The following is a 25,722-nucleotide window of genomic DNA, read 5'->3' on the forward strand; positions in this document are numbered from 1 at the left end:
ATAATTATCTAACTAATAAATATTAAAGATTATGTTTAAAGAATTTAAGAATTTTATAATGACAGGTAATGTCATTGATTTAGCAGTTGCTGTGATACTTGCTGGTGCTGTAGGACTAGTAGTAAACGGTTTTGTGAGCGATATCATGATGCCAATTATAGGTAATTTTGCAGGAGGAGTTGATTTTGCAGACATGAAACATGTTTTATCTCCAGCCGTAGTTGCTGCTGATGGTACAATTACTAAACCAGAAAATGCAATAATGTATGGTAAATGGGTGAACTCAATCATCAACTTAATCATTGTTGGTTTTGTATTATTTATGATTGTTAAAGCATACAACAAAACAAAAGCACCAGTTGAAGCTCCAGCTCCAGCAGGACCATCTGAACTTGATATTTTAAAAGAAATCAGAGATTCACTAAAAAAATAATGCTAGATAGCTAACCGCTACATTATATATTTTAAGTAAACTTTAACCGCTTCACATGTGAAGCGGTTTTTTTATTGAATTCTTATAAACCATAGATTTAAATCAATAAACTTCAATTTAACATCTATTTTTTTAACAAAAAAAGTATGTTTCTTAAATGGTTTAATCTAATAAAAACTATAATTTTATCCCTTAAAATTTCATCTTATGAAAGTAGCCGTAGTTGGTGCCACTGGTTTAGTTGGCGAAGTCATGCTCAAAGTTCTATCAGAACGTAATTTTCCTATTTCAGAATTAATACCTGTTGCTTCAAAGCGCTCAATAGGAAAACTAATTACATTTAAAAATAAAGATTACAAAGTGGTTGGAATGCAAGCCGCTATTGACATGAAACCAAATGTAGCATTATTTTCAGCTGGAGGTAATACCTCATTAGAATGGGCTCCAAAATTTGCTGAAGCTGGTATTACAGTGATTGATAATTCTTCGGCTTGGCGAATGGATCAATCAAAACGACTTGTTGTGCCAGAAATTAATGCAAATCAATTAACTTCCGAAGATAAAATTATTGCAAACCCAAATTGTTCTACCATACAAATGGTGGTGGCTTTAGCTCCTCTTCATAAAAAATATAAAATCAAACGTATTGTCGTCTCAACCTACCAATCTATTACAGGAACTGGTGTAAAAGCAGTTAAGCAACTAGAAAATGAAATGGCTGGCATAAAGGGAGAAATGGCATATCCTTATCCTATTCACCAAAATGCAATTCCTCATTGCGATGTGTTTGAAGACAATGGCTACACCAAAGAGGAAATGAAATTAGTAAGAGAAACACAAAAAATATTAGACGATCGTACTATTGCGGTTACAGCAACTGCGGTTAGAATTCCTACAGCTGGAGGTCATAGTGAAGCCATAAACGTTGAATTTGAAAATGATTTTGATTTAGTAGAAGTAAGACATCTTTTAAACGAAGCTTCTGGAATTACGGTTCAAGACAATATTGATGTAAACACTTACCCAATGCCAATTTATGCTAACGGAAAAGATGATGTTTTCGTAGGAAGAATTCGTCGTGATGGATCGCAACCTAACACTTTAAATTTATGGGTAGTAAGTGATAATCTTAGAAAAGGCGCAGCAACCAATACCATTCAAATTGCTGAGCACTTATTAAAACAAAATTTATTGTAAATTCTTCATTTAATTTGGTAGGGTTTTTACAGCTCAACTTGTTTTATAAGCACAAACACAAAGTGTTTATAAAAAGATGTGATTTATAAACAAATTACCTCTTGTTGACTGATAAAAAGTGCATTACGACTAATTAATTATATTAACAATTAGTTTGTAATTATATTTACTATCCAAATTTTACTATAAATGTTAAGAAATTACCTAAAATTCTTAAGCATAATAATATTAACACTAAGTATTTTTTCTTGTAGTGATGATGATAATTATGTACCCATAACAATTGAAGCAAATTCTGATGCTGTAGACGTCTCTCAAAATAGTGCTATTACAATTGATGTATTAGCAAATGACTTCAATATCCCTAACAGTGGATCATTAATTGCTCTAGCACCTCAAAATGGTACAACGCAAATTTTAGACCCTAATACAACACCAAATAATCCATCAGATGATGTGATTCAATACACGCCAAATATAGATTATATTGGTAATGACTCCTTTCAATATACAATTTGTGATTCTAATAATAACTGCGGAAATGGAACAGTTAATATCACAGTCTCTCCTGTTGTAAGTTTTAATTTAGGAGAAGTACCATACGCTACACTCTCAGAATATAATTTTTTTAATGGTGATTTAAAAAATTTAAATCCAGTAAATGGTGTTATGCCATATGATTTAAACTCTACACTATTTACAGATTACGCACATAAAAAACGTTTTATATGGATGCCTGAAGGAACAAAAGCCAATTACAATAGTGATTTTACGCCTTTAGATTTCCCTGTTGGATCTGTAATTATCAAAAACTTTTATTATGATAATGTACAACCAAGCAATACAACCTTTATTATTGAAACACGATTAATGTATATGACTGCTGAAGGTTGGGATTTTGCCAAATATGTTTGGAATGACGAACAAACAGAAGCAACATTTACTAACGCTGGAAGTTTTAAAAATCTAGAATGGATAGAAAATGGTATCACAAATACCGTAACCTATAGAGTTCCTTCAAGAAATGAGTGTTTTACTTGCCATAATAAGTTTGGAACTCCTGTACCAATTGGCCCTAAACCACAAAATTTAAACAGAGATTTAAATTATCCTGATGGCAGTACCGCTAATCAACTTCAAAAAATGATCGAGATTGGTTATTTAGAAGACAATCTTCCAACTTCAATTGTTTCAACTGTTAACTGGGAAGATGACACATTAGATTTAAACTTAAGATTACGCTCATATTTAGATATTAATTGTGCGCATTGTCACTCAGAAGAAAGTTATTGTGAATATAGACCAATGCGTTTTGCTTTTCATGAAAATGAAGATGACACCAACAAAGGTGTATGTGTACAACCAGACACGCAAATTGAAGGCACATCTCATATTATTGCACCTGGAAATTTAGAAGCATCTGTATTAAGATATAGAGTTTCATCAATAGAAGAACAAAACAGGATGCCCTTACTAGGAAGAACACTCAAACACGATGAAGGTGTTCGATTAATAGAAGAATGGATAAATTCTCTTAGCGGAGACTGTCAATAAATTAAAATTATTACAATTATGAAATCAAAATTACTCTTACTAACCATTTTAGGAATTGCATTTTGCATTCCATCATTTGGGCAACCCGTAAATGATGTTGTCAGTGGTGCAATTCCAATTACACCATCTCCAGAAGGAACTGGGTGTTCTTCACCAAGTTTCTACTTAGCTTTTACTACAGATGGTACAACCGACAGTGGAGTTCAAGGGTCTTGTACTCCATCTGAAAATGATCAATTCTTTACATGGACAGCAACACATACAGGTTTATTTTTCTCATCTGAAAGCCCAGGAGATCCTGGTATTGTAGTTTGGGACTCATCAGGAACAAATGAAATTGCATGTTCTACTACTTTTGTAACCGAAAACGTATATGGTTGGAATATTGGTGATGAATTAATCATACAAATTTATGATTATGCATCAAATTCAGATGTCGCATTCTGTTTAGAAGCTATTAACTATTCACCTCCTCCTCCATTGCCAGTGACCTTTGATGCACAAAGCTCTGGTGCTTCAGGAAGTTATAAAATTGCCGTTGTAGATATGAATGGAGATTTCCTTGATGATTTGGTTACAATATCTTCAAACAATGTGAATATTAGAGAACAAAATAGTGGTGGTGGTTTTACAACTAAAAACATAACAACATCAAATGCAAATAACCTTCCATCTTGGAGTTTGGCTGCTGCTGATTACGATGGAAATGGCTATACAGATTTATTGTATGGTGGTGGAAGCGGTGTAACGTTTATGAAAGCGAATAGTACTGGTACTGGTTTTACTGAAATCTCTGGTCCTGAAGATATTTTTTCTCAACGTTCAAACTTTTCAGATATAAATAATGACGGTAATCTTGATGCTTTTGTGTGTCATGATGTTGCACCTAATGTTTACTATATCAATGATGGAAGTGGAAACCTTTCATATTACCAATCTAACGACCCAAGTGCTCCTTATGAATTAGGAAATTATTCTTCAGGTGGAGATTATGGCTCTATTTGGATAGATTATGATAATGATAGAGATTTAGATTTATTTATAGCTAAATGCGGTGGAGAAGTCGCTCGTCGTACCAATGTCATGTATACAAATGATGGTAATGGAAACTATACTGAAAACGCTGCCGCAATTGGGTTAGCAGATCCAATGCAAACTTGGTCTGCAGCTTGGGGAGATTTTGATAGTGATGGTGATATGGACGTTTTTGTAGGAGCTAGTGCTGGTGATCATAAACTTATGAGAAATGATAATGGTATATTTGTAGATACAACAACAGGATCTGGAGTAAGTGCATTAACTAGTAACTCAACAGAAACTGTAACTTTTGATTTTGATAATGACGGTCATTTAGATTTAGTGTCTGGCAATAATATTTTATTTGGAAATGGAGACATGACGTTTAATGTCTATACTAGTGTTTTTCCTGGTTCTGGTTCATATGGAGATTTAAATGACGATGGTTATATTGATTCATTTAACTCAGGTTCAATATATCTTAACAATGCCGAAAGCAATAACAACTGGATCAAAATACACACAATAGGAACGGTTAGTAATATTAATGGTATTGGTGCACGTGTTGAAGTTCATACACCCTCAGGTATTAAAATTAGAGACGTTAAAAGTGGTGACGGATTTAGATATATGAATTCCCTAAACACACACGTAGGTATTGGTTCTGACACTACAATTAACAGTGTAGTAGTATATTGGCCATCTGGTGTAATTGATACTATTAATAATCCAACAATTAATGGTGCTTTAGAAATTATTGAAGGAGACACATTAAGCTTAGAAAACTCTCTAACTAATGATTTGGTGATATACCCTAATCCTGCAAAAGATGTTTTAAATTTTAGTTCTTTAGAGCTAAATGAAAACATGATGTTTACCATTTTTGACATCACGGGAAAAAGAGTCATGAATTCTAAACTATTAGATACAACAATTGATATTTCAAAATTAACTCCAGGTAACTATATCCTTAGATTTGTTTCAGGCTCTTCAATAAAAAGTCAAAAATTTATCAAATACTAAATATTAGAGCCTCTAAGTTAACAATTTAGAGGCTTTTTTATTACTTTTATCAACTATAATCAATCAACTATGAAAAAAATTACACTTATACTATTTCTATGTAGTGCTTTTTGGGGCTTTTCACAAACCTTAAATCAACCAGCAAATTGGCCTAATTCAAATTGGACAATCACTGGTAATTATTTAACATCTACAGATGTATTTGAAGCAAATCCTACAATAAGTGCTAATTTTTCATATGATGATGATGATGCACAAAATGGTCACAATGATGATATTGCCGCAGAATCTCCAATTATAGATTTAACAGCTGCTTTTAATGCTAATGAAACCTGGATTTCTGTAAGTTCTAATTACGTTTTTAATGATATTGGAGAAACTTTATCCGTACAATATTGGGATGCTGATATCGCATCATGGGTAATATGGGGAGATGAATTATCTGGTACGCAAGATCCACCTACTAATAATTTTTGTTCTGGATTACATGACGTTTATAATTCAACAGCTTTAAATATCTCTTCATTTTCATCAAATCAACTAAGCAATTTTAAATATCGAATTTCTTACGATGATAACGATATTTGGGGATGGGGTTTTTGTTTTAACTCTCCAACTATTGCTTCGCAAATTCCACCTGCGTGTCCTAACATCTCAAACCTTAGTGTCGCTGATATAAATACAAATGCTGCCAATGTTTATTGGCTTCCAGGAGATACCGAAACGAGCTGGGAAATCGTTGTACAAAATCCTGGTTCTGGATTACCTTCTGGATCGGGAACTCCTACATCTTCTAATAATCCTTATTTGCTTTCTGGTTTAAATTCATCTACAGCTTATGAGGTGTATGTAAGAGGTTATTGTGGTGGTACAGATTACAGTAACTGGATTGGACCATTAACTTTTACAACATTAGTAGATGCACGTGTTAACTTTTCAACACAAAACATGTCAATTGGAAATTACGATTTAACAGTTGTAGATATGAATGGTGACCATTTAGATGATATTGTTTCTGCATCTTCAACTAATGTTAATGTACACTATCAACTAGCAACTGGAGGTTTTAATGAAGTTAATATCCCTACACCAAACGCAGATTATTTACCTGGATGGAGTATGGCTGCAGCAGATTATGACAGAAATGGTCAAACCGATTTATTATATGGTGCTGGTAGTGGAGTTACTTTCATGAAATCAAACAGTGATGGAACTGGTTTTACTCAATCATCTACAACAGAATATGTGTTTTCTCAACGCTCAAACTTTATAGACATTAACAATGATGGTCATTTAGATGCTTTTGTTTGCCATGATGTTGCACCAAATGTTTACTTCATAAATGATGGTAATGGTGATTTAACATACTACCAATCTAGCGTTACACCAAACGCTCCTGTAAATTTAGGAGATTATGCGTCTGGTGGAAATTATGGATCTATTTGGATTGATTATGACAATGATAGAGATATGGATATGTTTATTGCTAAATGTGGTGGTGAAACAAACAGGAGAAGAAATATTATGCTTACCAATAATGGCGATGGCACCTATACAGAAAATTCAGCAATTTTACAGTTAGATGACCCAATGCAAACGTGGTCTTCATCTTGGGGAGATTATGATAATGATGGCGACATGGATTTATTTGTAGGTGCAAGTTCTGGTAATCATAAATTAATGAGAAATGATGGCAATGGTGTATTCTTTGATGTAACAGCTGGTGCAGGTGTTAGTGGAGCACCAACAGGTCATGAAAATGTAAGCTATGACATCGATAATGATGGCTACCTAGACATTCTTTGTAATGGTACTATTCTCTACGGAAAAGGTGATTTAACATTTGAAGATTCTGATGACAATCAATTAAACTATAAAAACGGATCTTTTGGTGATTTAAATAGTGATGGTTTTATAGATGCCTATTACAACGGTACAATTTATTGGAACCTTACCACACCTAATAATTGGATTACAATTAATACTGTAGGTGTCATTAGTAATATTGATGGTATTGGAGCTCGTGTAGAACTTACTACAAGCAACGGTACACAAATTAGAGATGTTAGAAGTGGAGAAGGTTTTGAATTCATGAGTACTTTAAATACACACTTCGGAATTGGCACTGAAACAGAAATTGATCATATCACAATTTATTGGCCATCTGGTGTAATAGACATTATTACAGATCCTGCCATTAACACACCTCTTGAAGTTGTTGAAGGTGCAACCCTTACTTTAGAAAACTCTTTTGTAAATGACCTTGTAATTTATCCTAATCCTACAGTAAATGAATTAAATATCTCAAGTACTGAAGACTTACAAGATGCAATCTATACAATTTTTGACATCAATGGTAGACGAATCATGAATTCTAAATTAAACCAAAATACAATTGATGTAAGTGCTCTTAATACAGGTCATTATATTATAAGAATCGTATCAGGAAACAAAATTAAAAGTCAGAAGTTTATAAAAAAGTAAACTTCTTAACAATATCCTAAAAAAGCCTCTACATGAACTAGTAGAGGCTTTTTTGTTTATTTTTGGTAGAACAACTAATCATACCATACATTATGAAAAACATTTCATTAGTAATACTAGCCATTCTAGCGCTTAGTGCCTGTAAAGAAGAAGCTAAAGAACAAAAACAAGATATTGTGGTCAATTATCCTGAAACTAAAAAAGTAGATACAATTACCAATTACTTCGGAACAGAAGTTAAAGATCCTTACCGTTGGCTTGAAGACGATAAAAGTAGCGAAACTGAAGATTGGGTTAAAGCTCAAAACGTGTCTACCTATGGCTATTTAGATAATATTCCATACCGTGAAGAATTAAAAGAACGTTTATCAAAACTCTGGAATTACGAAAAAGTAGGTTCACCATTTAAAGAAGGAGACTATACCTATTTCTACAAAAATGATGGTTTACAAAACCAATATGTTATTTATCGCTATAAAACAGGAGAAGATCCTAAAACAGCCGAAGTTTTCTTAGATCCAAACACCTTTAACGATGAAGGCACCATCTCTCTTGGAGGCGCAAGTTTTTCAAAAGATGGCAAAACCTTGGCGTATGCTATTTCCGAAGGAGGAAGTGATTGGAGAAAAATTCTCATCATGGATACCGAAACTAAAAAGATTGTAGAAGACACCTTAATCGATGTTAAATTTAGTGGTATGTCATGGTATAAAAATGAAGGGTTTTACTACTCTAGTTATGACAAACCAAAAGGCAGCGAACTATCTGCTAAAACAGATCAACACAAATTATACTACCATAAATTAGGAACATCTCAAAAAGATGATCCTGTCATTTTTGGCGGTACAGCTGCTCAAAAACACCGTTATGTAGGCGGTAGAGTTTCCGAAGATAATAAATACCTCGTGATAACTGCTAGTGTTTCAACATCTGGAAACAAGCTGTTTATTAAGGACCTTGAAAAACCAAATAGTTCTTTAATAACAGTAGTAGATCACACCAATAGTGACACATATCCAATTGAAAATGTTGGTAGCAAACTATATTTAGTAACCAATCTCAATGCTCCTAATAAAAAAATTGTAACGGTAGACGCCTCCAATCCAACTCCAGAAAACTGGGTAGATTTCATCCCAGAAACTAAAAATGTACTAAGTCCATCAACAGGTGGTGGCTATTTCTTTGCAGAATATATGGTAGATGCAGTTTCTAAGGTTATGCAATATGATTACGACGGAAAATTAGTAAGAGAAGTAGAACTTCCTGGTGTGGGTAGCGCTGGAGGTTTTGGTGCTAAAAAAGAAGATACAGAATTATTTTATTCATTTACAAACTATGTAACTCCTGGTAGTATTTATAAATATGATATTAAAACTGGAGCTTCAAAGGTATTTGTAAAACCAGAAATAGATTTCAATCCTGAAGATTATGAAAGTAAACAAGTATTCTATGCCTCTAAAGACGGTACAAAAGTACCAATGATTATAACGCATAAAAAGGGATTAGAACTTGATGGTAAAAACCCAACCATACTATATGGATATGGTGGTTTCAATGTGAGTTTAACACCGTCGTTTAGCATCGCAAATGCGGTTTGGATGGAGCAAGGTGGTATTTATGCAGTTCCAAACCTAAGAGGTGGTGGAGAATATGGTAAAGCTTGGCATGATGCAGGAACACAATTAAAAAAACAAAACGTTTTTGATGATTTCATTGCAGCCGCCGAATATTTAATTGCTAAAAACTACACATCTAGTGATTATTTAGCCATTAGAGGTGGATCAAATGGAGGTCTATTAGTTGGTGCTACAATGACACAACGTCCAGATTTGATGAAGGTAGCCATACCGGCAGTTGGTGTTTTAGACATGCTACGTTACCATACATTTACAGCTGGTGCAGGATGGGCTTACGACTATGGTACTGCAGATGATAATAAAGAAATGTTTGAATACCTCAAAGGCTATTCTCCAGTACATAATGTAAAAGAAGGTGTGCAATATCCTGCAACCTTAGTCACTACAGGAGATCATGATGATCGTGTTGTACCAGCGCATAGTTTTAAATTTGCAGCAGAGTTACAAGACAAGCAAACAGGTAACAACCCAACACTAATTCGTATTGAAACAGATGCAGGTCATGGAGCAGGAACTCCTGTATCTAAAACTATCGAGCAATATGCCGATATTTTTGGATTCACGCTTTTCAATATGGGGTTTGAAGTACTCCCAAGTGATACTAAAGAAAAAGTAAAAGGCTAAAATTCACTATATATATTTTAAAGTCGCTCTATTAAAGAGCGACTTTTTTTATAGTATTTTTACAACACTATGCTTAACGTAAAAAACCTCACATTTTCTTATAATAAAACCACCATTTTAAAAGCCTTAACTTTTAATGTAGCTCAAGGTGAAAACCTAGCAATTATTGGCGAAAGCGGTTCGGGTAAAAGCACGCTTTTAAAAGTGTTGTATGGTGAATTTGATCTTAACTTCGGAAATATCTACTGGAAAGATACTGAAATCCTTGGTCCAAAACATAATCTTGTAGTAGGTTACGATTTTATGAAATACGTGGCTCAAGAATTTGATCTCATGCCATTTATTTCGGTAGAAGAAAATATCGGCAAGTTCCTCTCCAATTTTTTTCCCAACGAAAAGAAAAAACGAACAGCAGAATTATTAGATGTTGTAGAACTCACACCTTTTGCAAAAACAAAAGTTAAAACGCTTTCTGGCGGACAAAAACAACGTGTAGCATTAGCGAGAGCTTTAGCCAAACAACCCGAAATTATATTATTAGACGAACCTTTTAGTCATATTGATAATTTTAAAAAACAATCGCTTAGACGTAATGTTTTTAAATATCTTAAAGACAAAAACATCACGTGTATCGTCGCCACTCATGACAATAATGACGTTCTTGGCTTTGCAGATAATATGATACTTCTCAATGAAAATAAAATAGAAATTTATAATACACCTCAAGCGCTATACAACAATCCAAAAACACCCTTAATTGCATCATTTTTTGGAGAATTTAATATTATAAATAACAACATTGTATATGCAAATCAATTACAAGTTGTTGATAATTCAAATTTAAACGCAACTGTAATTAAAAGTTATTTTAAAGGAAATTATCATTTAGTTGAAGCCATTTTAAATGAACAAAAAGTACTTTTTGAAAGTGAAAATCGTCTCGAAAAAGATGAGAATGTATACCTAGAAATACGTAAAAAGTAAAATTTAAAACACTAATATTTGCTTTTTTAAAAAAAATATAATACTTCGTATTATGTAAGCTGATTTTCTAAAAAACAAAAAATAAATTTTGAAAAGTCAAAAATAAATGTAAATCTTTGCAACGCAGCAACATAAAAACAATTGGTCACTAAGTGTAGTTAGAGTGCAACCAAAACACAGTAAAAGAAGTAGAATTAAAAATTAAAACACATGAGTTTATTTGTAACATATCAAAACAATCCAAAAGGAATATCGCCTTTTGTGATGCTTCGCGATTATCGTTAGATAAACTTTATAAAATTATAAATGAAAAATCCGAAGCCACTTAAAAACTGTTTCGGATTTTTTTTTAAATCCTGAATGTATTTCAGGATCTCATCCTTAACCACACCGGTTCAACCTCCTCCAAAACAGGTATTACAAAGTTGAGTGAATTTGTCACCTCGAGCAAAGTTGAGAGGTTTCACATTCTTTAAAATTAATTATCTCCTGAAAATAATTTCAGGATAAAAAAAATAAAATATAATGGACACGAATTTGTTAAACAACTACGTGTTAAAAGCCATAGATGCTTATCCATACGAATTAGAAGAAACCGTAGAAAATCTAAACTACGCACTGTCATACGAGAGTAATAACGTTTATGCCTTATACCTCATGGGACGATTACAAGCAGAGCAGTTTGGAGATTACGAGAAAGCCAAATACTATTTTGCTGAGGCATTAGCAAATAAAATGGATTTTATAAAAGTCTATCCAACGTATATTTTGGTCTTAATCTGGAACCACGATTTCAACGAAGCGCAAAAACTAATAGATTTTGCACTTACCGTCAAAGCCGTACAAAAAGGAGAACTTTTAGTTTTACAAGCGCAACTTTTTGAATGCCAAGAAACGTATAAAAAAGCATTAAAAACTTTTAAAAAAGCAAAGTTGTTTGTTTACAATAACAGTTTTAGTTCGTTTATAGATTCTGAAATAGAACGCATAAACCACAAATTAAAACCAAATAAAACAAAGGCTTCCAAATCTAAAAAGAAGAAAAAAAGGAAGCATAAAAAGAAGAAAAAATAATCAACCTACGAGATTAGTTGCTAAACCAAGTCAAAGCAAAAACCTTGTAAGTTTAAATAAAGAGATTCCCACTTTCATGGGAAATAGAAAACATGAATAAAACAAGAAACACATATTTCACTTCAGATCATCACTTTGGTCATGAGAATATTATAAAATTCACCAATCGTCCATTTGGTAGTGTAGAAGAAATGGATCAAGAGCTCATAAAACGATGGAACAGTCGTGTCAATAAACATGATAAGGTTTACCATTTAGGAGATTTCGGACTCTGTAAAGCAGAGCGAATGCGAGAAGTCCTGGAGCAATTAAACGGAAAAATATTTTTAATACGAGGCAATCACGAAGGTGCTGCCTTAGCCAATCCTAACCGGTTTGAATGGATTAAAGATTACTTCGAGCTTAATGTCAATGATGCACATGCTCCAAATGGCAAGCAAAAAATCATCCTCTTGCATTACGCAATGCGAGTTTGGCGATCCAGCTTTAGAGGCACATGGCATCTCTACGGTCATTCACATGGTACATTGCAAGATGATCCTACCATGAACAGTTTTGATGTAGGTGTAGATTGTCACGATTTTTACCCGTTAACTTACCATGAAGTCAAAACTATTATGAGTAAAAAAATTTGGGAACCACCATTTAAAAACAAGTAATATTTGGGCGTAACCCAAACCAAAACGTTTGGGTCGCGCTTTTCGCAGTCGCTCTCTTTGAGGAGCTCCAACAATGCTTCAATCGCTTACGCGAGATCGATAAATTTAATTTTATCCTGAAAGGTATTTCACCTCTTGAAACTGTAAAAACGAGAGTAAAGCGAGACTAAAGCAAAGCATATATAAAATAAAAATGCAACCTTAGAAAGGAAAAAAGTGGGCTAACTTCGGTTGGTCTGCTTTTTATATTGTCACACGACCTTTGTAATCTCAAATTCTAAATTTCTAAAAGAAATTAGCTCACCTTTTTGTTTTCCAATAATCAATTGTGCAATTGGTGTAATCGCAGAAATCGCATAAAACTTTTCATTCTCAACCGTAACTTCTCCTGCACTTATGGCTACAAAATAATTAGCTTGTGTTGTATAGACGATGCTTCCTAGAGTTACAATTTCCGAAGATTTAGAAATGTCAATTTTTGATAATATGTGGTTTACTTTTTGAATTTCGGCTAATTGCTGTCCGGCTTTTTCACGCTCTAATTGCAACATCGCACGACCTGTTTCATGCTTATCACCTGCTGAGCTTTTGGTTTCGGTAGTTAATGAGTCTTGAATTTCATTAATAGTGTTTTGAATTGTTTTAAAACGGTTATCAATAAATAATTGACAGTGATTATATAATAGTTCTTTTAATTTCATTTGAATATTTAAAATGGTCATTATACCTACGAGGTATCAAAAACCTTGCAGGATAAAATTAATTTTTATCATCTTGATTTGGGTACTTTAATGGTCCGAAATAATTCATTTGTTTGATTATCCATGTTTTGCGACTTTCAATATAAGCGGTTGCTGGATTTGCTTTATATCGCATTGGGTTTGGCAAAATAGAAGCAATTGCAGCAGCTTCCCTTTTAGATAAACTAGAAGCTGTTTTTTTAAACCAATATTGAGATGCCGCTTCAATACCGTAAATCCCTGGACCCATTTCAATACTGTTGAGATAGACTTCTATAATGCGTTCTTTACTCCAAATTAACTCAATTAAAAACGTAAAGTAGGTTTCTAAACCTTTACGCAACCAACTGCGTTGAGGCCAAAGAAAAACGTTTTTAGCGGTTTGCTGACTAATGGAACTTGCTCCTTTTAATTTTTTTCCTTTTTTATTGTGTTCGTAAGCTTTTTCTATAGCCTTTACATCAAATCCATGATGTACTAAAAAGTGTTGATCTTCACTGCAAATTACAGCGAGTTGAACGTGTTTAGAAATCTCATTAATGGACACCCAGTCATGCTCCCAACCTTTTTTACTAGCATCGGTTTGTTCAATATTTTTAATCACCATTAAAGGCGTTATTGGCACAGGAACCCATTTAAAAACAACCACAATTAGTATAGAGAACACAAACAACCACAATAGAGTTTTGACTATAAATTTGAAAAAACGCTTGATGAATTTCATAAATATACTACAATAGATCTGCTAATTCTTTTCCTATTAAACTCCCAATGGCAACTCCCATTCCTCCTAATCTAACTCCACAGTATACATTATTTGAAAGTTGTTTTACTATTGGTTTTTTTTGCGGACCAACTCCCATAATCCCACTCCATCTATGATCAATTTCAAAGGGTGTATTTGGTAAAATGGTGTGTTTTAATAAGTCTTCTAGTTTATTTTGTATGAGATCTGTTTGAGATAAAGATGTCGTTTCTTCTCCTTTAAAATCTAGATTTCGACCACCTCCAAATAGTATCCTATTGTCAATGTTTCTAAAATAATAATAGCCTTGATCTAAATGAAACGTGCCTTTGATATGCAAATTATTTATAGGTTTAGTGATGAGTACTTGAGCTCTTGCTGGTTTGACTTCGGAAATGTTTAATGTAGAAGCAAAGCCATTTGTTGCAATGAGTAGCTTGGAGGTAGTACATTCAAACTGATTTGTTTTAATATGTACTAATTGGTTCGTCTCAGAAACATTTTCTACAGTTATATTATTAAGTATTATGATACCTTGTTGCAGTGCCAACTGTGTTAACGACATCATCATTTTACCAGTGTCAATTTGACCTTCAAATTGATTAAAACCCAAGATAGGATTGCACTTTTTAAATCCAAATGGATTAGACTTAAAACTAAATACTTCTTGTTTAAATAATGGTTTTAATAGTGTATTAATATCTTGCTTTTTATCTTGACATAGCTGTAATAAATCTGTATTCGTAAACAACTCGTAACCGCCAAGTTCTTGATAGTCTATAGTAGTGTCGCCTAAAGTTTCTCGTAATAGTTGCAAGCCTTCAATACGGTTTTTCACCAAATTAAAAACCTCTTGGTTGGTATGTGTTTTAAGGTCATCAACCATTTCACTTAAACTTCCAAAACATGCAAATCCAGCATTTTTTGTACTCGCTCCTTGTGGCAACATGCCTTTTTCTAGAATTAGAATTTTAGATTTAGGAAAGCGTTTTTTAAGTTGTAGGGCACAATTGAGTCCAACAATTCCACTTCCAACGATTGTGTAATCAATATTGGTGAGCCATGATTGTATTTCCCAGTAACTTAAATTCAATAGCGTTGTTAGTTAGGTTATTGAGTAAAAATAGTGATTTTTGGATTGCTAGGTCTTAAAATTTAGAATCTGTCTTGTGGCAGTCGTCTCTGTTAAGGATAGAAGCGATATCCTTTTTTGCTTTTTCAAAAAAGATTTAGCGAATAGCCTGACGCTTTGAAGCTTTCTGCGGAAAAGGGTAACAGCCAAATTCTATTGATTACACTTTGCGAAAATTATGTGATATAAAAAAAAACTCCGAAACGTTAATTTCGGAGTCTATATTTAATCTTCTTCTTGGATAGGTTGCATGGTGAAATCTTCCATGAATTTAGTGGTATAATTACCTGCTAAATAATCTGGATGATCCATCAATTGCCTATGAAAAGGAATTGTAGTTTTTATACCTTCAATGACGAATTCGTCTAAAGCACGTTTCATTTTATTGATGGCTTCTTCACGAGTTTGCGCAGTGGTAATCAACTTTGCAATCATAGAATCGTAGTTTGGCGGAATCACATAACCTGCATAAACGTGTGTGTCTAAACGCACACCATGACCTCCTGGTGCATGAAGTGTTGTGATGCGACCTGGTGAAGGTCTAAAATCGTTAAATGGATCTTCGGCATTAATACGACACTCAATTGAATGTAAGTTTGGCGTATAGTTTTTACCAGAAATTGGCACACCTGCAGCTACTAATATTTGCTCTCTAATAAGGTCAAAATCAATAACTTGCTCTGTAATTGGATGTTCTACTTGAATACGTGTATTCATTTCCATGAAGTAGAAATTACGATGTTTATCTACTAAAAACTCGACAGTTCCTGCACCTTCATATTTAATATATTCGGCGGCTTTAACTGCGGCTTCACCCATTTTTTTACGCAAAGCAGTCGTCATAAATGGTGACGGTACTTCTTCGGTTAATTTTTGGTGACGACGTTGTACTGAGCAATCACGTTCTGATAAATGACAAGCTTTACCAGTAGAATCACCAACAATTTGTATCTCGATATGACGTGGCTCTTCAATGAGTTTTTCCATGTACATATCGTCATTTCCAAAGGCTGCTTTAGATTCTGCTCTTGCAGATTCCCATGCATTTTGTAAGTCTTCGGGTTTCCAAACTGCACGCATCCCTTTTCCACCACCACCTGCAGATGCTTTAAGCATTACTGGATAACCGGTTTCTTTTGCTACTTTTTTACAGTCTTCAAAATCTTTTATAACACCTTCACTTCCTGGTACACAAGGCACACCTGCTTCTAGCATTGTTGCTTTAGCATTGGCTTTGTCTCCCATTCTATCAATCATTTCTGGAGAGGCTCCAATAAATTTGATATCATGCTCTTCACAAATTTTTGAAAATTTAGCATTTTCTGACAAAAACCCATATCCAGGGTGAATGGCATCAGCATTTGTAATTTCTGCTGCTGCGATGATATTTGATACTTTAAGGTAAGATTCGCTACTTGATGGTGGGCCAATACAAACTGCTTCGTCTGCAAACTTAACGTGTAAGCTTTCTGCATCTGCTGTAGAATATACAGCTACAGTTTTGATACCCATTTCTTTACAGGTTCTAATCACACGTAGTGCGATTTCTCCTCTATTGGCTATTAATATTTTTTTAAACATATTTTTTTAGTTTAAGAGTTTTTGGTTTAGCTGTTTATAAGTTTAAATGACTTGGATTTAAACTTTAAACTTTAAACTTCTAAACTTAAAATTATGAAGGATCTACTAAAAACAATGGTTGATCAAACTCTACAGGAGAAGCATCATCCACTAAAACTTTAACAATTTTACCTGATACTTCAGATTCGATTTCATTAAATAATTTCATTGCTTCAATAACACAAAGTACATCACCTTCTCCTATTGAAGTACCAACCTCAACAAACATTGGTTTATCTGGAGATGGTTTACGGTAAAATGTACCAATAATTGGAGATTTAATTGTGATATATTTTGAGTCTTCTGAAGCTGCTGGAGCTTCTGCAACTGGTGCTGCAGCTGGTGCAGGAGCCGTTGGCAATGCTTGAGCTACTGGTTGGTTTACAGGTATTTGCTGAACGTAAGTTGTTGTTTCTCCTTTATCATCTGAACCTGTTCTAATGGTAATTTTAATATCATCCATTTCTAATTTAACCTCACTTGCGCCAGATTTAGCTACAAACTTGATTAAGTTCTGAATTTCTTTAATATCCATAATTAATAGTCGTTTTAAAATAGTTAGTTTAAAAAGTTGTTTATGAATTATAAGCCCATTTAAAATAAATAGAGCCCCAAGTAAATCCACCACCAAAGGCAGCGAAAATTATCTTGTCATCTTTTTTTAATTGTGATTCGTAATCGTGTAATAGTAATGGTAATGTTGCTGATGTTGTATTTCCATATTTATGAATATTCATCATTACCTTTGCAGAGTCTAGAGATACTCTATTTGCAGTTGCTTCAATAATTCTTTTATTAGCTTGATGAGCCGCTAACCATGAAATGTCATCATTTGTTAAGTCATTTCGTTTCATGATGCGTTCTGTAACATCTGCCATGTTAAAAACTGCATTTTTAAATACGGTTTTTCCTTCTTGAAATATATAATGTTTACCTTGGTTAAATGTATCTTCTGTAATTGGGTATGAAGATCCTCCATAAGTGGCTTGTAAAAACTCTCGTCCTTCTCCATTACTTCGTAATAGTTCATCTTGCAAACCTAAACCTTCATGGTTTGGTTCAAATAGAACCGCTCCAGCACCATCACCAAAAATGATACATGTTGCTCGATCTTTATAATTTATAAATGAAGAGTTTTTATCTGCACCAATTAGTAAGACGTTTTTATATTTACCTGACTCAATATAACTTGAGGCAACTGACATTCCGAAGAGAAAACTAGAGCATGCAGCTTCTAAATCAAAAGAAAATGCATTAGTTGCTCCGATCTCTGTAGCAGTAAAAGCTGCGGTTGAGGCAGCTTTCATATCTGGTGTTGCAGTGGCAACAATTACTAGTTCTATATCTTTAGGGTCAATACCTTTTTTATCAATAAGGTTTTGAGCAGCTTTAATCGCTAAAAAGGAGGTTCCTTTACCTTCTTCTTTAAGAATACGTCGTTCTTTAATACCTGTACGAGTGGTAATCCATTCGTCATTGGTATCAACCATAGTTTCTAATATCTGGTTGGTTAGTTTATACTCAGGAAGATAAGCTCCTACTCCTGTAATCGCAGCTGTGATTTTACTCATATTAAATTTTTAATATCAACTCAAAAAAAGCAGAAATTTGTAAAAAAAAGATAAATCTTTAATGAATTTACTAATTTTTGAGTGATTAACACGCAAATTAAGGTTTTTTTAGACTCTGAAAAATTAAACATAAAAAAAACGCTCAACAATGAGCGTTTTATTATATGCATGCATAATACTTATGCTAAGTTTTCTTCTTTTTCTGAGTTGTCAATTAAAACTTGACCTCTATAATATAATTTACCTTCGTGCCAGTGAGCTCTGTGGTAAAGGTGTGCTTCTCCTGTTGTAGGACAAGTAGCTATAGTAGGAACAGACGCTTTGTAGTGTGTTCTTCTTTTATCTCTTCTTGTTTTCGATATTTTTCTCTTAGGATGTGCCATTTTATATGTTATTTATCCGTTAATAGTTTTTTTAATGTATTCCAACGAGGATCAATTTCCTCAGATGTTTCTTCTTTTTCGCTTAAGCTTTTAGGGCTTAATTCTTCTAATTTTTTAAGTATGTCTGAATCTAATGTACCGTCTTCAACTCCTGGATGAACACGTTTAGCTGGCATTGATAATATAATTAACTCATATATATATTGTGCCACATTAATTTCATATTCTCCATGTGGGATGATTAGTATATCTTCAAATTCGTCATTATATTCTTCACCAAACTTTACGACTAGTTTAAATTCACCCTCAACAGCTTGGTTATAAGGTTCATTAGTAAGGTCACAGTTTACGTTTACAGTGCCAGTGATTTCAAAATATAATTCTAAAAACGTTGATTTTTTTTCAAAAACCAAATTTGCTTTTACATCTACAGCATTAAAATCATCATACTCAAAACACTCAAAGAACTTATTATCAATTTGATAATCAAAATGGTGCTTTCCTACTTTAAGACCAATAAATGGTATAGTATATTCCTTTAAAGGCTTCATCATCGCATTCATTTTGAGCCTGCAAAGATATAAATATTAATTAATTAAACTAGGGTTATAAACAAAAAATGTTTATAACATTTTTAACTTGCTATCTTGACGGTTTTCCTAGACGTTTAGGCGCTTTTTTTAATGGATTTTTTGAATACTCATTATATTCTTGTCTATTATTAAAAATCTCAATAGCTTTAAACACAGCTTCTTTAAATGAACCATGATCTGCTTCTCCTTGTCCAGCAATTTCAAATGCTGTGCCATGATCTGGTGATGTTCTTACTTTACTTAATCCAGCTGTATAATTTACACCATGACCAAAAGCTATTGTTTTAAACGGAATTAAACCTTGGTCGTGATAAGATGCTATTATAGCATCAAAGTTTTTATAATTACCTGAACCGAAAAAACTATCTGCCGAATATGGTCCATACACCAATTTATCTTTAATTGCTTCTAGTGTTGGTCTCAAAACAGCATCATCTTCTTCTCCAATAACGCCATTATCTCCTGCATGTGGATTAATACCTAATACGGCAATTTTAGGTTTTCTAATTTGAAAATCTTCAACTAACGATTTATAAACCGTATTTATTTTTTCATTAATTAGCTCTGCAGTTATATAACTTGATACATCTTTTACAGGTACATGATCTGTAAGAAGGCCTACTTTTAATATATCGGTTATCATGAACATCAAACTTTTTCCGCCTAATTTTTCGGCTAAATAATTGGTGTGTCCTGGAAATTTAAAACTTTCAGACTGAATATTATGTTTGTGAATTGGAGCGGTTACCAAGACATCTATAGCATTGTTTTTTAATGCTTTTGTGGCTGCTTCTAAAGATTTAACCGAAAATTCTCCAATCTTAAGGTCTTCTTCACCAAAATTAATATTGACATTGTCTTTCCATACGTTAACAACATTTATTTTACCATCTACAATTTGATCGGTATGATTGATACCATGAAAGTTAATGTTGCTTTTAAAATGTTTTTTAAAAAAAGACATGGTTTTAATTGAACCAAAAATTACTGGTGTACAAAACTCTAACATTCTATTGTCTTCAAAAGTTTTGATTATAATTTCAGATCCAATTCCATTGAGGTCTCCTATTGAAATCCCTAGTTTTATTTTTTTATCTTTTTCCATTAAGATGTTTTCTAATGTGCGTAAATTTGTATTTACAAATCTAATCCAAAATACGCATTAGAAAATTTATTACAAATTAAAATTTCTACAAAATAAGTCGTTTCACTTGTTTTTTCGGCTTTAAAATAGTCATACTATATTAAATGCTCTATAAACACTTCTTATTTTGTTGATTTAATTTTTAGTATCTAAGTCTAACACGTAATTTGAATTCAAAAATTATTCGACATTATGTTTACAGGTATTATTGAGGATTTAGGAATTATTACAAAGCTTGATAAAGAGCAAGATAATTTACATATAACAGTAAAAAGCGCCATTACTAACGAGTTAAAAATAGATCAAAGTGTTTCTCATAATGGCATATGTTTAACGGTAGTTGAGATTTCCGAAGAACACTACAGCGTAACTGCAATTAAAGAAACCATTGATAAAACTAATATTAGTGATTTAAATATAGGAGATTTTGTAAATCTAGAACGCGCTATGAAGTTGGGTGACCGTTTGGATGGACATATTGTACAAGGACATGTAGATCAAATTGGAACTTGTGAAAGCATAAAAGAAGACAATGGTAGCTGGATATTTACTTTTAGTTATGATGACACCTTAGGTAATGTTACTATTGAAAAAGGATCTGCCACTGTTAATGGTGTAAGTTTAACTGTTGTAAACTCACAAAATAATAGTTTTAGTGTAGCTATAATTCCTTATACATACGAACATACGAACTTTAAACACTTGAAAAAGGGCTCTAAAATTAATTTAGAATTTGATGTATTAGGGAAATATATACAAAAGCTCTACAACAACAGACTGTAAACTAGTTTTTTGATCTCTGTAAGGTTTTCTTTATACCTATGTAAGCACCTACAACTAAGGCCAACGTCGTAAATCCATCAATAGGTAATCCTGGTGGTGGTGGTGGCATAGGTGGTGGTGGTGCACCATCTTGTGCGACACATACACAACTTATTAAAACAAATAAGATCGAGGCTGGGATTTTCTTGTTTTGTATTTTCATTAGGGTGTAAATGTATAAAAAAAAGGTCTCAACAAATTATAATAGCAAAAAAACATCCGTAAAACGCTAATATATTCGACAAAATGTACAGCCTCACGGTATAGCGTTAAAATTATATTAAAATCAAATATATAGTTTTTTGCGATAAACTCATGAGTTTCAACATTTTTTTCGTTTTAAATAATTGTTACTAGGTTGTTTATATTTATTAGTACTTACGAAACAAATTCTTTAATGGTTTTAAACCTACTATTAACTAGCGATGCATTTGATCTAATATTTCAATAACTTCTGCTTTTTTTCTAACTGATACCGGAACATTCTCACCATTTTTTAGCATTAAATAACCACCATCGGTCTTTATAAAAGCACTTATATATTGTAAATTAACCAAATGGCTTTGATGAATTCTCAAAAACCCTGTTGGCTTTAATAAATCTGCAAAATATTTTAAGGTTTTAGTTACAAATACCTTTTTGCCATCATGAAGATGAAACATTGTGTTATTACTATCAGACTCACATCTAACAATATCGTTTAAATTAACAATGATTATTTTATCTAGTGTATGTAGAGATATTTTATCTGGTTTTTTTTCTGGAGCGGTTAAGGTCTCTTTTAATATAGTTAAACGCTCTTTGTTGGGTTGAATTTGTTGCTTAGCGCGCTCAATGGCATCTAATAATTCGTTATGAGCATAAGGTTTCAAGACATAGTCTATTGCTGCAAACTTGAAAGCTTTAATAGCAAATTCATCACTTGCTGTAACAAATATAATTTTCGAGGTTAACTCCGGAAAAATTTCCAAAACATCAAAACCCGTACCATCTCCCAACATAATATCTAAAAACAATATGTCTGGCTGCTCTTTTCTAAGCACTTTAGCAGCTTCTACAACACTTTGCGCTGTGTTTATAATTTGTATGTCTTTATGATGAGTTTCAATGTCACTTTTTAAAAGCTGCATTGCGTCTTTCATGTCTTCTACGATGATTGCTGTTAGCATAATTTTGTTTTTAAAATTACTTCTGGTATCATTATTAATAATTGAATCTTATACAATTTACTCTCAATAATCTGTTTCTAATGGGATGTTAAATACAATGGTCGTGCCACCAATACTCCCATCTTCCAATTGAATTTCTGAAATTTCTAAAGCATTTGCTCCAGAGATGGATTCTAGCCGCTCTTTAGTTACTGTCAATGCCATAGATTGATGATCGGTTTTAGGTTTTTGCTGTTGAGAACTAAAAATACCAACACCATTATCTATGATAGTAACTTTTAAAATATCGTCAGTATTTGTAAATTCTAGAATCAACTTTCCTGCCCTTGGCCCTTTAAGTATACCATGCCTTATCGCATTTTCTACAAAAGGCTGAATAAGCATTGGAGGAATTAAAATCTCCTCAGCATCTAAATTTGTATTTACATTAATTTTATACTCAAAAGGTTGCTCTGCCATTAAACGCTCTACTTCTATATAATGACGAATTGTTTTTATTTCTTGATCTAATGAAATACTATCTTTTCTAGAATTAACTAAGGTCTCTCTAAGCAAAGTTGCAAAACTGTTAACCGTTTCATTCATTTTCTCTGGCTTGGTTGGTGCCATTGCTTTTATACCATTAAGTACATTAAAAATAAAATGCGGATTCATTTGCAAACGCAACGCCTTTTGCTCCAAGGTTAATAGATGATTCTCTAGTTCTAGTCTTTTTTTATCTTCGGAATTTTTTCGTTTCAAACGTTTAATATACTGATACACTATAAACGTTAACAACAAAATAGCAGCTGCAATGAGTAACCATTGAAACCATGGTTTTTTAAACAACGGACTTTCAATAAAAAACGAAAACTTAAGCGGCTCACTCGTTACCCAACGATGATTTCTTGATTGCACAACAAAATCATGCGCACCATAATTAAGCTCAGGCAAATCTTGAGTATTATTTTTAGACCAAGGACTCCATTCGTTAGTATTTAATTTATACCGATATTCAATACCGTTGGGATGATCTAAATCTACTGTTTTAAAAGTAAAACTCATTTGCTGTTGCTCGGGATTTAATTTCAAAACATTAGTTGAATAATACTGCAACGAGTCTATACTTTCAAACTCTACTTTAACATCTTCTAAAAAGAGTTTTGGTTTTTCGGTATCACGTGTTATTTCGGTAGGTTGATATTCGGTTAAGCCGTAAAGCGCACCAAACCATAGGTGACCATTATCATCTTTATCTACTGCATTTAAACAGGTTTCAACTCCTAAAAATCCATCATTTCTCCCAAAGAAAAAGGCATCTTTTATAATATTGTCTTTATCTAATTCTAGCTTATCAACACCACGCTCTGTACCAACCCAAAGATATCCTTGATCATCAAAAATGAGTTGATAAATATTATCTGAAGCCCCTTTTTTAGCGCCTTCTAATTTCTTAAAGGATTCAAAATTATCGTCATTAGACCACCAAACCCCTTTTCCTGCTGTTCCTAAATACAATGTTTCATTTTTAAAAACAATAGAATTAATCTGCACATGTTGCTTTAAAACTTGACCTAAATGCGTGACTTTATCCTTAAAAACATAACCCAAATGACCTTTTTTGGTCACATACCATAAACGATTTTTGCTGTCCTTAATCATGTCCATAATATAGAGGTCATCAATACCATCTAGAGTTCCAAAAGTTTTATAAACTTGTAAGCTATCGCTTTTAGGATTGTAATTAAATTTTACAATTCCGCTAGAATAAGTAGCAGCATACATCGCATCGTTAGACACCTGTAATTTTCTAATCCAATCAAACGGAAACCCATTATCTGTACTCAATACTTTTGAGATTTCTATTGTCTTCGGAAATTTTAACTTCGATTTTTTTAGCGTATCAATTACAATAGAGTCTTTTGTAAATTCACCTTTAAATAGCACACCTCTACCTTCAGATCCTGCCCAAATGTTTCCACTTTTATCACTAGCAATCGTTTTTATTTTTACTTGAGAAAACGCTTGCGGAATATCGATATCATGAACTCCAAACTTGTCTATTTTAATTAATCCAGCTTCAGAATTTGATATCCATATTGCTTTATTGCTATGATGAACTGCATAGACGCGATTTCCGTTGAGTCCTGTTTCAGTATTAAAATGCTTAAAATTATTTTGGAAATATTTATACAATCCACCTCCAGATGTGGCTATCCAAATATTAGACTGTTTGTCTTTAAAAATTTGTTTCACATCAGGAACCAAAAGTCCGTTTGAGGTATTTAGTGATAAAATTTCAGACCAAGAATTGGTATCCATTACCGAAACTCCATCATGCTGTGTACCTAGCCACAGTTGATTATTTATAATTGTAGCACTATTTATTCTAAGTGGTTCTTTTATTAAAATTTGGTCGTCAAAATCTCGAGAATCAAATACAAATGTACCATCATTAAATGTTGATGCTATTATTTTATTAACAAACCCAACAGTGGTTTTAAAATCACCATTTTCTACTTTTTCTACATGTTTTGGAGATGCTATTTGACCTTCAAATTTCCAGAGGCCATTTTGAGTTGCTAACCAAAACCTTTTATCAAAATAAATATAATCGTTAATTTGAGTATTATCAATTTGAGGGTTTAAGTTTACTTTTTTTACTGATAGATTTTTATCTATAGCATAAACACCTTTTGTGGTTAATACAATCACTTGATGGTCGAAAATATTTATCTTAACAATTTCAGGAATTTCTATGTTTATGAACTTCTGTTTTATTTTTATTGAGAGACCGCGTTTTGTACCAATATATAAGGTGTCATTTTGAGAATGGATGGCATTAATGTAGTTTGAAGCCAAACCCTTAGACTCGTTATAGACGGTGAAAATTTCGCCATCAAAACGTGCCAATCCTCCACCTTGGGTTCCTAACCATAAATAGCCTTTATGATCTTGAGCAATGGCATATACTTGAGATTGCGGCAAACCGTCTTCTAGAGTTAGCGATTGTAGTTGCTTGTTTTGAGCGTTTGATGAGTGGATATTTCCGAAGAAAATTCCGAAGAAAAAAAGAAGAAGGTTATATGTGATTTTAAATTTCAATATGGTATTTATTTGTATTTGCAACTTACAATT

At 33.0% G+C, this 25,722-nt stretch carries 22 protein-coding genes; 10 read left to right on the top strand and 12 right to left on the bottom strand.

Annotated features, from left to right (window positions below):
* Positions 1-31: 31 nt before the first annotated feature.
* The 9 genes from mscL (at position 32) to TD29_RS05720 (ending at position 12,686) form a co-directional block, all read left to right on the top strand.
* Positions 32-433, top strand: a complete 402-nt coding sequence (gene mscL, locus TD29_RS05680) for a large conductance mechanosensitive channel protein MscL (protein ID WP_040279518.1) — start codon at positions 32-34, stop codon at positions 431-433.
* Positions 434-640: 207 nt separating this feature from the next.
* Positions 641-1,630, top strand: a complete 990-nt coding sequence (locus TD29_RS05685; protein WP_040279519.1) for an aspartate-semialdehyde dehydrogenase — start codon at positions 641-643, stop codon at positions 1,628-1,630.
* Between the two features lie 189 nt (positions 1,631-1,819).
* On the top strand, positions 1,820-3,184 hold the full coding sequence (locus tag TD29_RS05690; RefSeq protein WP_040279520.1) for an Ig-like domain-containing protein: 1,365 nt from the start codon (positions 1,820-1,822) through the stop codon (positions 3,182-3,184).
* An 18-nt stretch (positions 3,185-3,202) separates the two neighbouring features.
* Positions 3,203-5,224 carry an FG-GAP-like repeat-containing protein gene (locus TD29_RS05695; RefSeq protein WP_052466987.1) on the top strand — a complete coding sequence of 674 codons (2,022 nt, stop codon included), beginning with the start codon at positions 3,203-3,205 and terminating at the stop codon, positions 5,222-5,224.
* Between the two features lie 69 nt (positions 5,225-5,293).
* A complete protein-coding gene (locus TD29_RS05700; protein ID WP_040279521.1) occupies positions 5,294-7,708 on the top strand; it encodes an FG-GAP-like repeat-containing protein in 2,415 nt (804 codons plus the stop codon).
* A 92-nt stretch (positions 7,709-7,800) separates the two neighbouring features.
* On the top strand, positions 7,801-9,969 hold the full coding sequence (locus tag TD29_RS05705; protein WP_040279522.1) for a prolyl oligopeptidase family serine peptidase: 2,169 nt from the start codon (positions 7,801-7,803) through the stop codon (positions 9,967-9,969).
* Between the two features lie 69 nt (positions 9,970-10,038).
* On the top strand, positions 10,039-10,953 hold the full coding sequence (locus TD29_RS05710; protein ID WP_040279523.1) for an ABC transporter ATP-binding protein: 915 nt from the start codon (positions 10,039-10,041) through the stop codon (positions 10,951-10,953).
* A 525-nt stretch (positions 10,954-11,478) separates the two neighbouring features.
* Complete coding sequence (locus TD29_RS05715; RefSeq protein WP_040279524.1) at positions 11,479-12,027, top strand: tetratricopeptide repeat protein; 549 nt, start codon at positions 11,479-11,481, stop codon at positions 12,025-12,027.
* A 92-nt stretch (positions 12,028-12,119) separates the two neighbouring features.
* Positions 12,120-12,686 carry a metallophosphoesterase family protein gene (locus TD29_RS05720; RefSeq protein ID WP_040279525.1) on the top strand — a complete coding sequence of 189 codons (567 nt, stop codon included), beginning with the start codon at positions 12,120-12,122 and terminating at the stop codon, positions 12,684-12,686.
* Between the two features lie 251 nt (positions 12,687-12,937).
* Here the strand turns inward: TD29_RS05720 and TD29_RS05725 are convergent, their stop codons facing one another.
* The 9 genes from TD29_RS05725 to pdxA form a co-directional block, all read right to left on the bottom strand.
* Positions 12,938-13,387, bottom strand: a complete 450-nt coding sequence (locus TD29_RS05725; RefSeq protein WP_040279684.1) for a 3-oxoacyl-ACP synthase — start codon at positions 13,385-13,387, stop codon at positions 12,938-12,940.
* Between the two features lie 58 nt (positions 13,388-13,445).
* Positions 13,446-14,150, bottom strand: a complete 705-nt coding sequence (gene mtgA, locus TD29_RS05730; RefSeq protein ID WP_040279526.1) for a monofunctional biosynthetic peptidoglycan transglycosylase — start codon at positions 14,148-14,150, stop codon at positions 13,446-13,448.
* 7 nt (positions 14,151-14,157) lie between these two features.
* Positions 14,158-15,264, bottom strand: coding sequence for an NAD(P)/FAD-dependent oxidoreductase (locus TD29_RS05735; protein WP_040279527.1), 1,107 nt, complete (start codon positions 15,262-15,264; stop codon positions 14,158-14,160).
* A 264-nt stretch (positions 15,265-15,528) separates the two neighbouring features.
* Complete coding sequence (gene accC, locus TD29_RS05740) at positions 15,529-16,884, bottom strand: acetyl-CoA carboxylase biotin carboxylase subunit (RefSeq protein ID WP_040279528.1); 1,356 nt, start codon at positions 16,882-16,884, stop codon at positions 15,529-15,531.
* 91 nt (positions 16,885-16,975) lie between these two features.
* On the bottom strand, positions 16,976-17,458 hold the full coding sequence (gene accB / locus TD29_RS05745) for an acetyl-CoA carboxylase biotin carboxyl carrier protein (protein WP_040279529.1): 483 nt from the start codon (positions 17,456-17,458) through the stop codon (positions 16,976-16,978).
* 40 nt (positions 17,459-17,498) lie between these two features.
* Complete coding sequence (locus TD29_RS05750) at positions 17,499-18,494, bottom strand: beta-ketoacyl-ACP synthase III (RefSeq protein WP_040279530.1); 996 nt, start codon at positions 18,492-18,494, stop codon at positions 17,499-17,501.
* 179 nt (positions 18,495-18,673) lie between these two features.
* Complete coding sequence (rpmF, locus tag TD29_RS05755) at positions 18,674-18,877, bottom strand: 50S ribosomal protein L32 (protein WP_040279531.1); 204 nt, start codon at positions 18,875-18,877, stop codon at positions 18,674-18,676.
* Between the two features lie 8 nt (positions 18,878-18,885).
* Positions 18,886-19,428 (bottom strand): YceD family protein, encoded by a 543-nt coding sequence (locus TD29_RS05760; RefSeq protein WP_040279532.1) that lies wholly within the window; start codon positions 19,426-19,428, stop codon positions 18,886-18,888.
* A 91-nt stretch (positions 19,429-19,519) separates the two neighbouring features.
* Positions 19,520-20,575 carry a 4-hydroxythreonine-4-phosphate dehydrogenase PdxA gene (gene pdxA, locus TD29_RS05765; RefSeq protein ID WP_040279533.1) on the bottom strand — a complete coding sequence of 352 codons (1,056 nt, stop codon included), beginning with the start codon at positions 20,573-20,575 and terminating at the stop codon, positions 19,520-19,522.
* A gap of 231 nt (positions 20,576-20,806) precedes the next feature.
* Here pdxA and TD29_RS05770 point away from each other — a divergent pair, with 231 nt between their 5' ends.
* Positions 20,807-21,397 (top strand): riboflavin synthase, encoded by a 591-nt coding sequence (locus TD29_RS05770; protein WP_040279534.1) that lies wholly within the window; start codon positions 20,807-20,809, stop codon positions 21,395-21,397.
* 1 nt (position 21,398) lies between these two features.
* Here TD29_RS05770 and TD29_RS05775 read toward each other — a convergent pair whose 3' ends face one another.
* From TD29_RS05775 to TD29_RS05785, 3 genes are all read right to left on the bottom strand, one after another.
* On the bottom strand, positions 21,399-21,599 hold the full coding sequence (locus tag TD29_RS05775) for a hypothetical protein (protein ID WP_040279535.1): 201 nt from the start codon (positions 21,597-21,599) through the stop codon (positions 21,399-21,401).
* Positions 21,600-21,855: 256 nt separating this feature from the next.
* Complete coding sequence (locus TD29_RS05780; protein ID WP_040279536.1) at positions 21,856-22,605, bottom strand: LytR/AlgR family response regulator transcription factor; 750 nt, start codon at positions 22,603-22,605, stop codon at positions 21,856-21,858.
* A gap of 63 nt (positions 22,606-22,668) precedes the next feature.
* Positions 22,669-25,689: a ligand-binding sensor domain-containing protein gene (locus tag TD29_RS05785; RefSeq protein WP_040279537.1), complete on the bottom strand. Its 3,021-nt coding sequence runs from the start codon at positions 25,687-25,689 to the stop codon at positions 22,669-22,671.
* Positions 25,690-25,722 lie beyond the last annotated feature (33 nt).

The sequence above is a fragment of the Psychroserpens damuponensis genome, assembly GCF_000826655.1.
GTDB lineage: Bacteria > Bacteroidota > Bacteroidia > Flavobacteriales > Flavobacteriaceae > Psychroserpens > Psychroserpens damuponensis.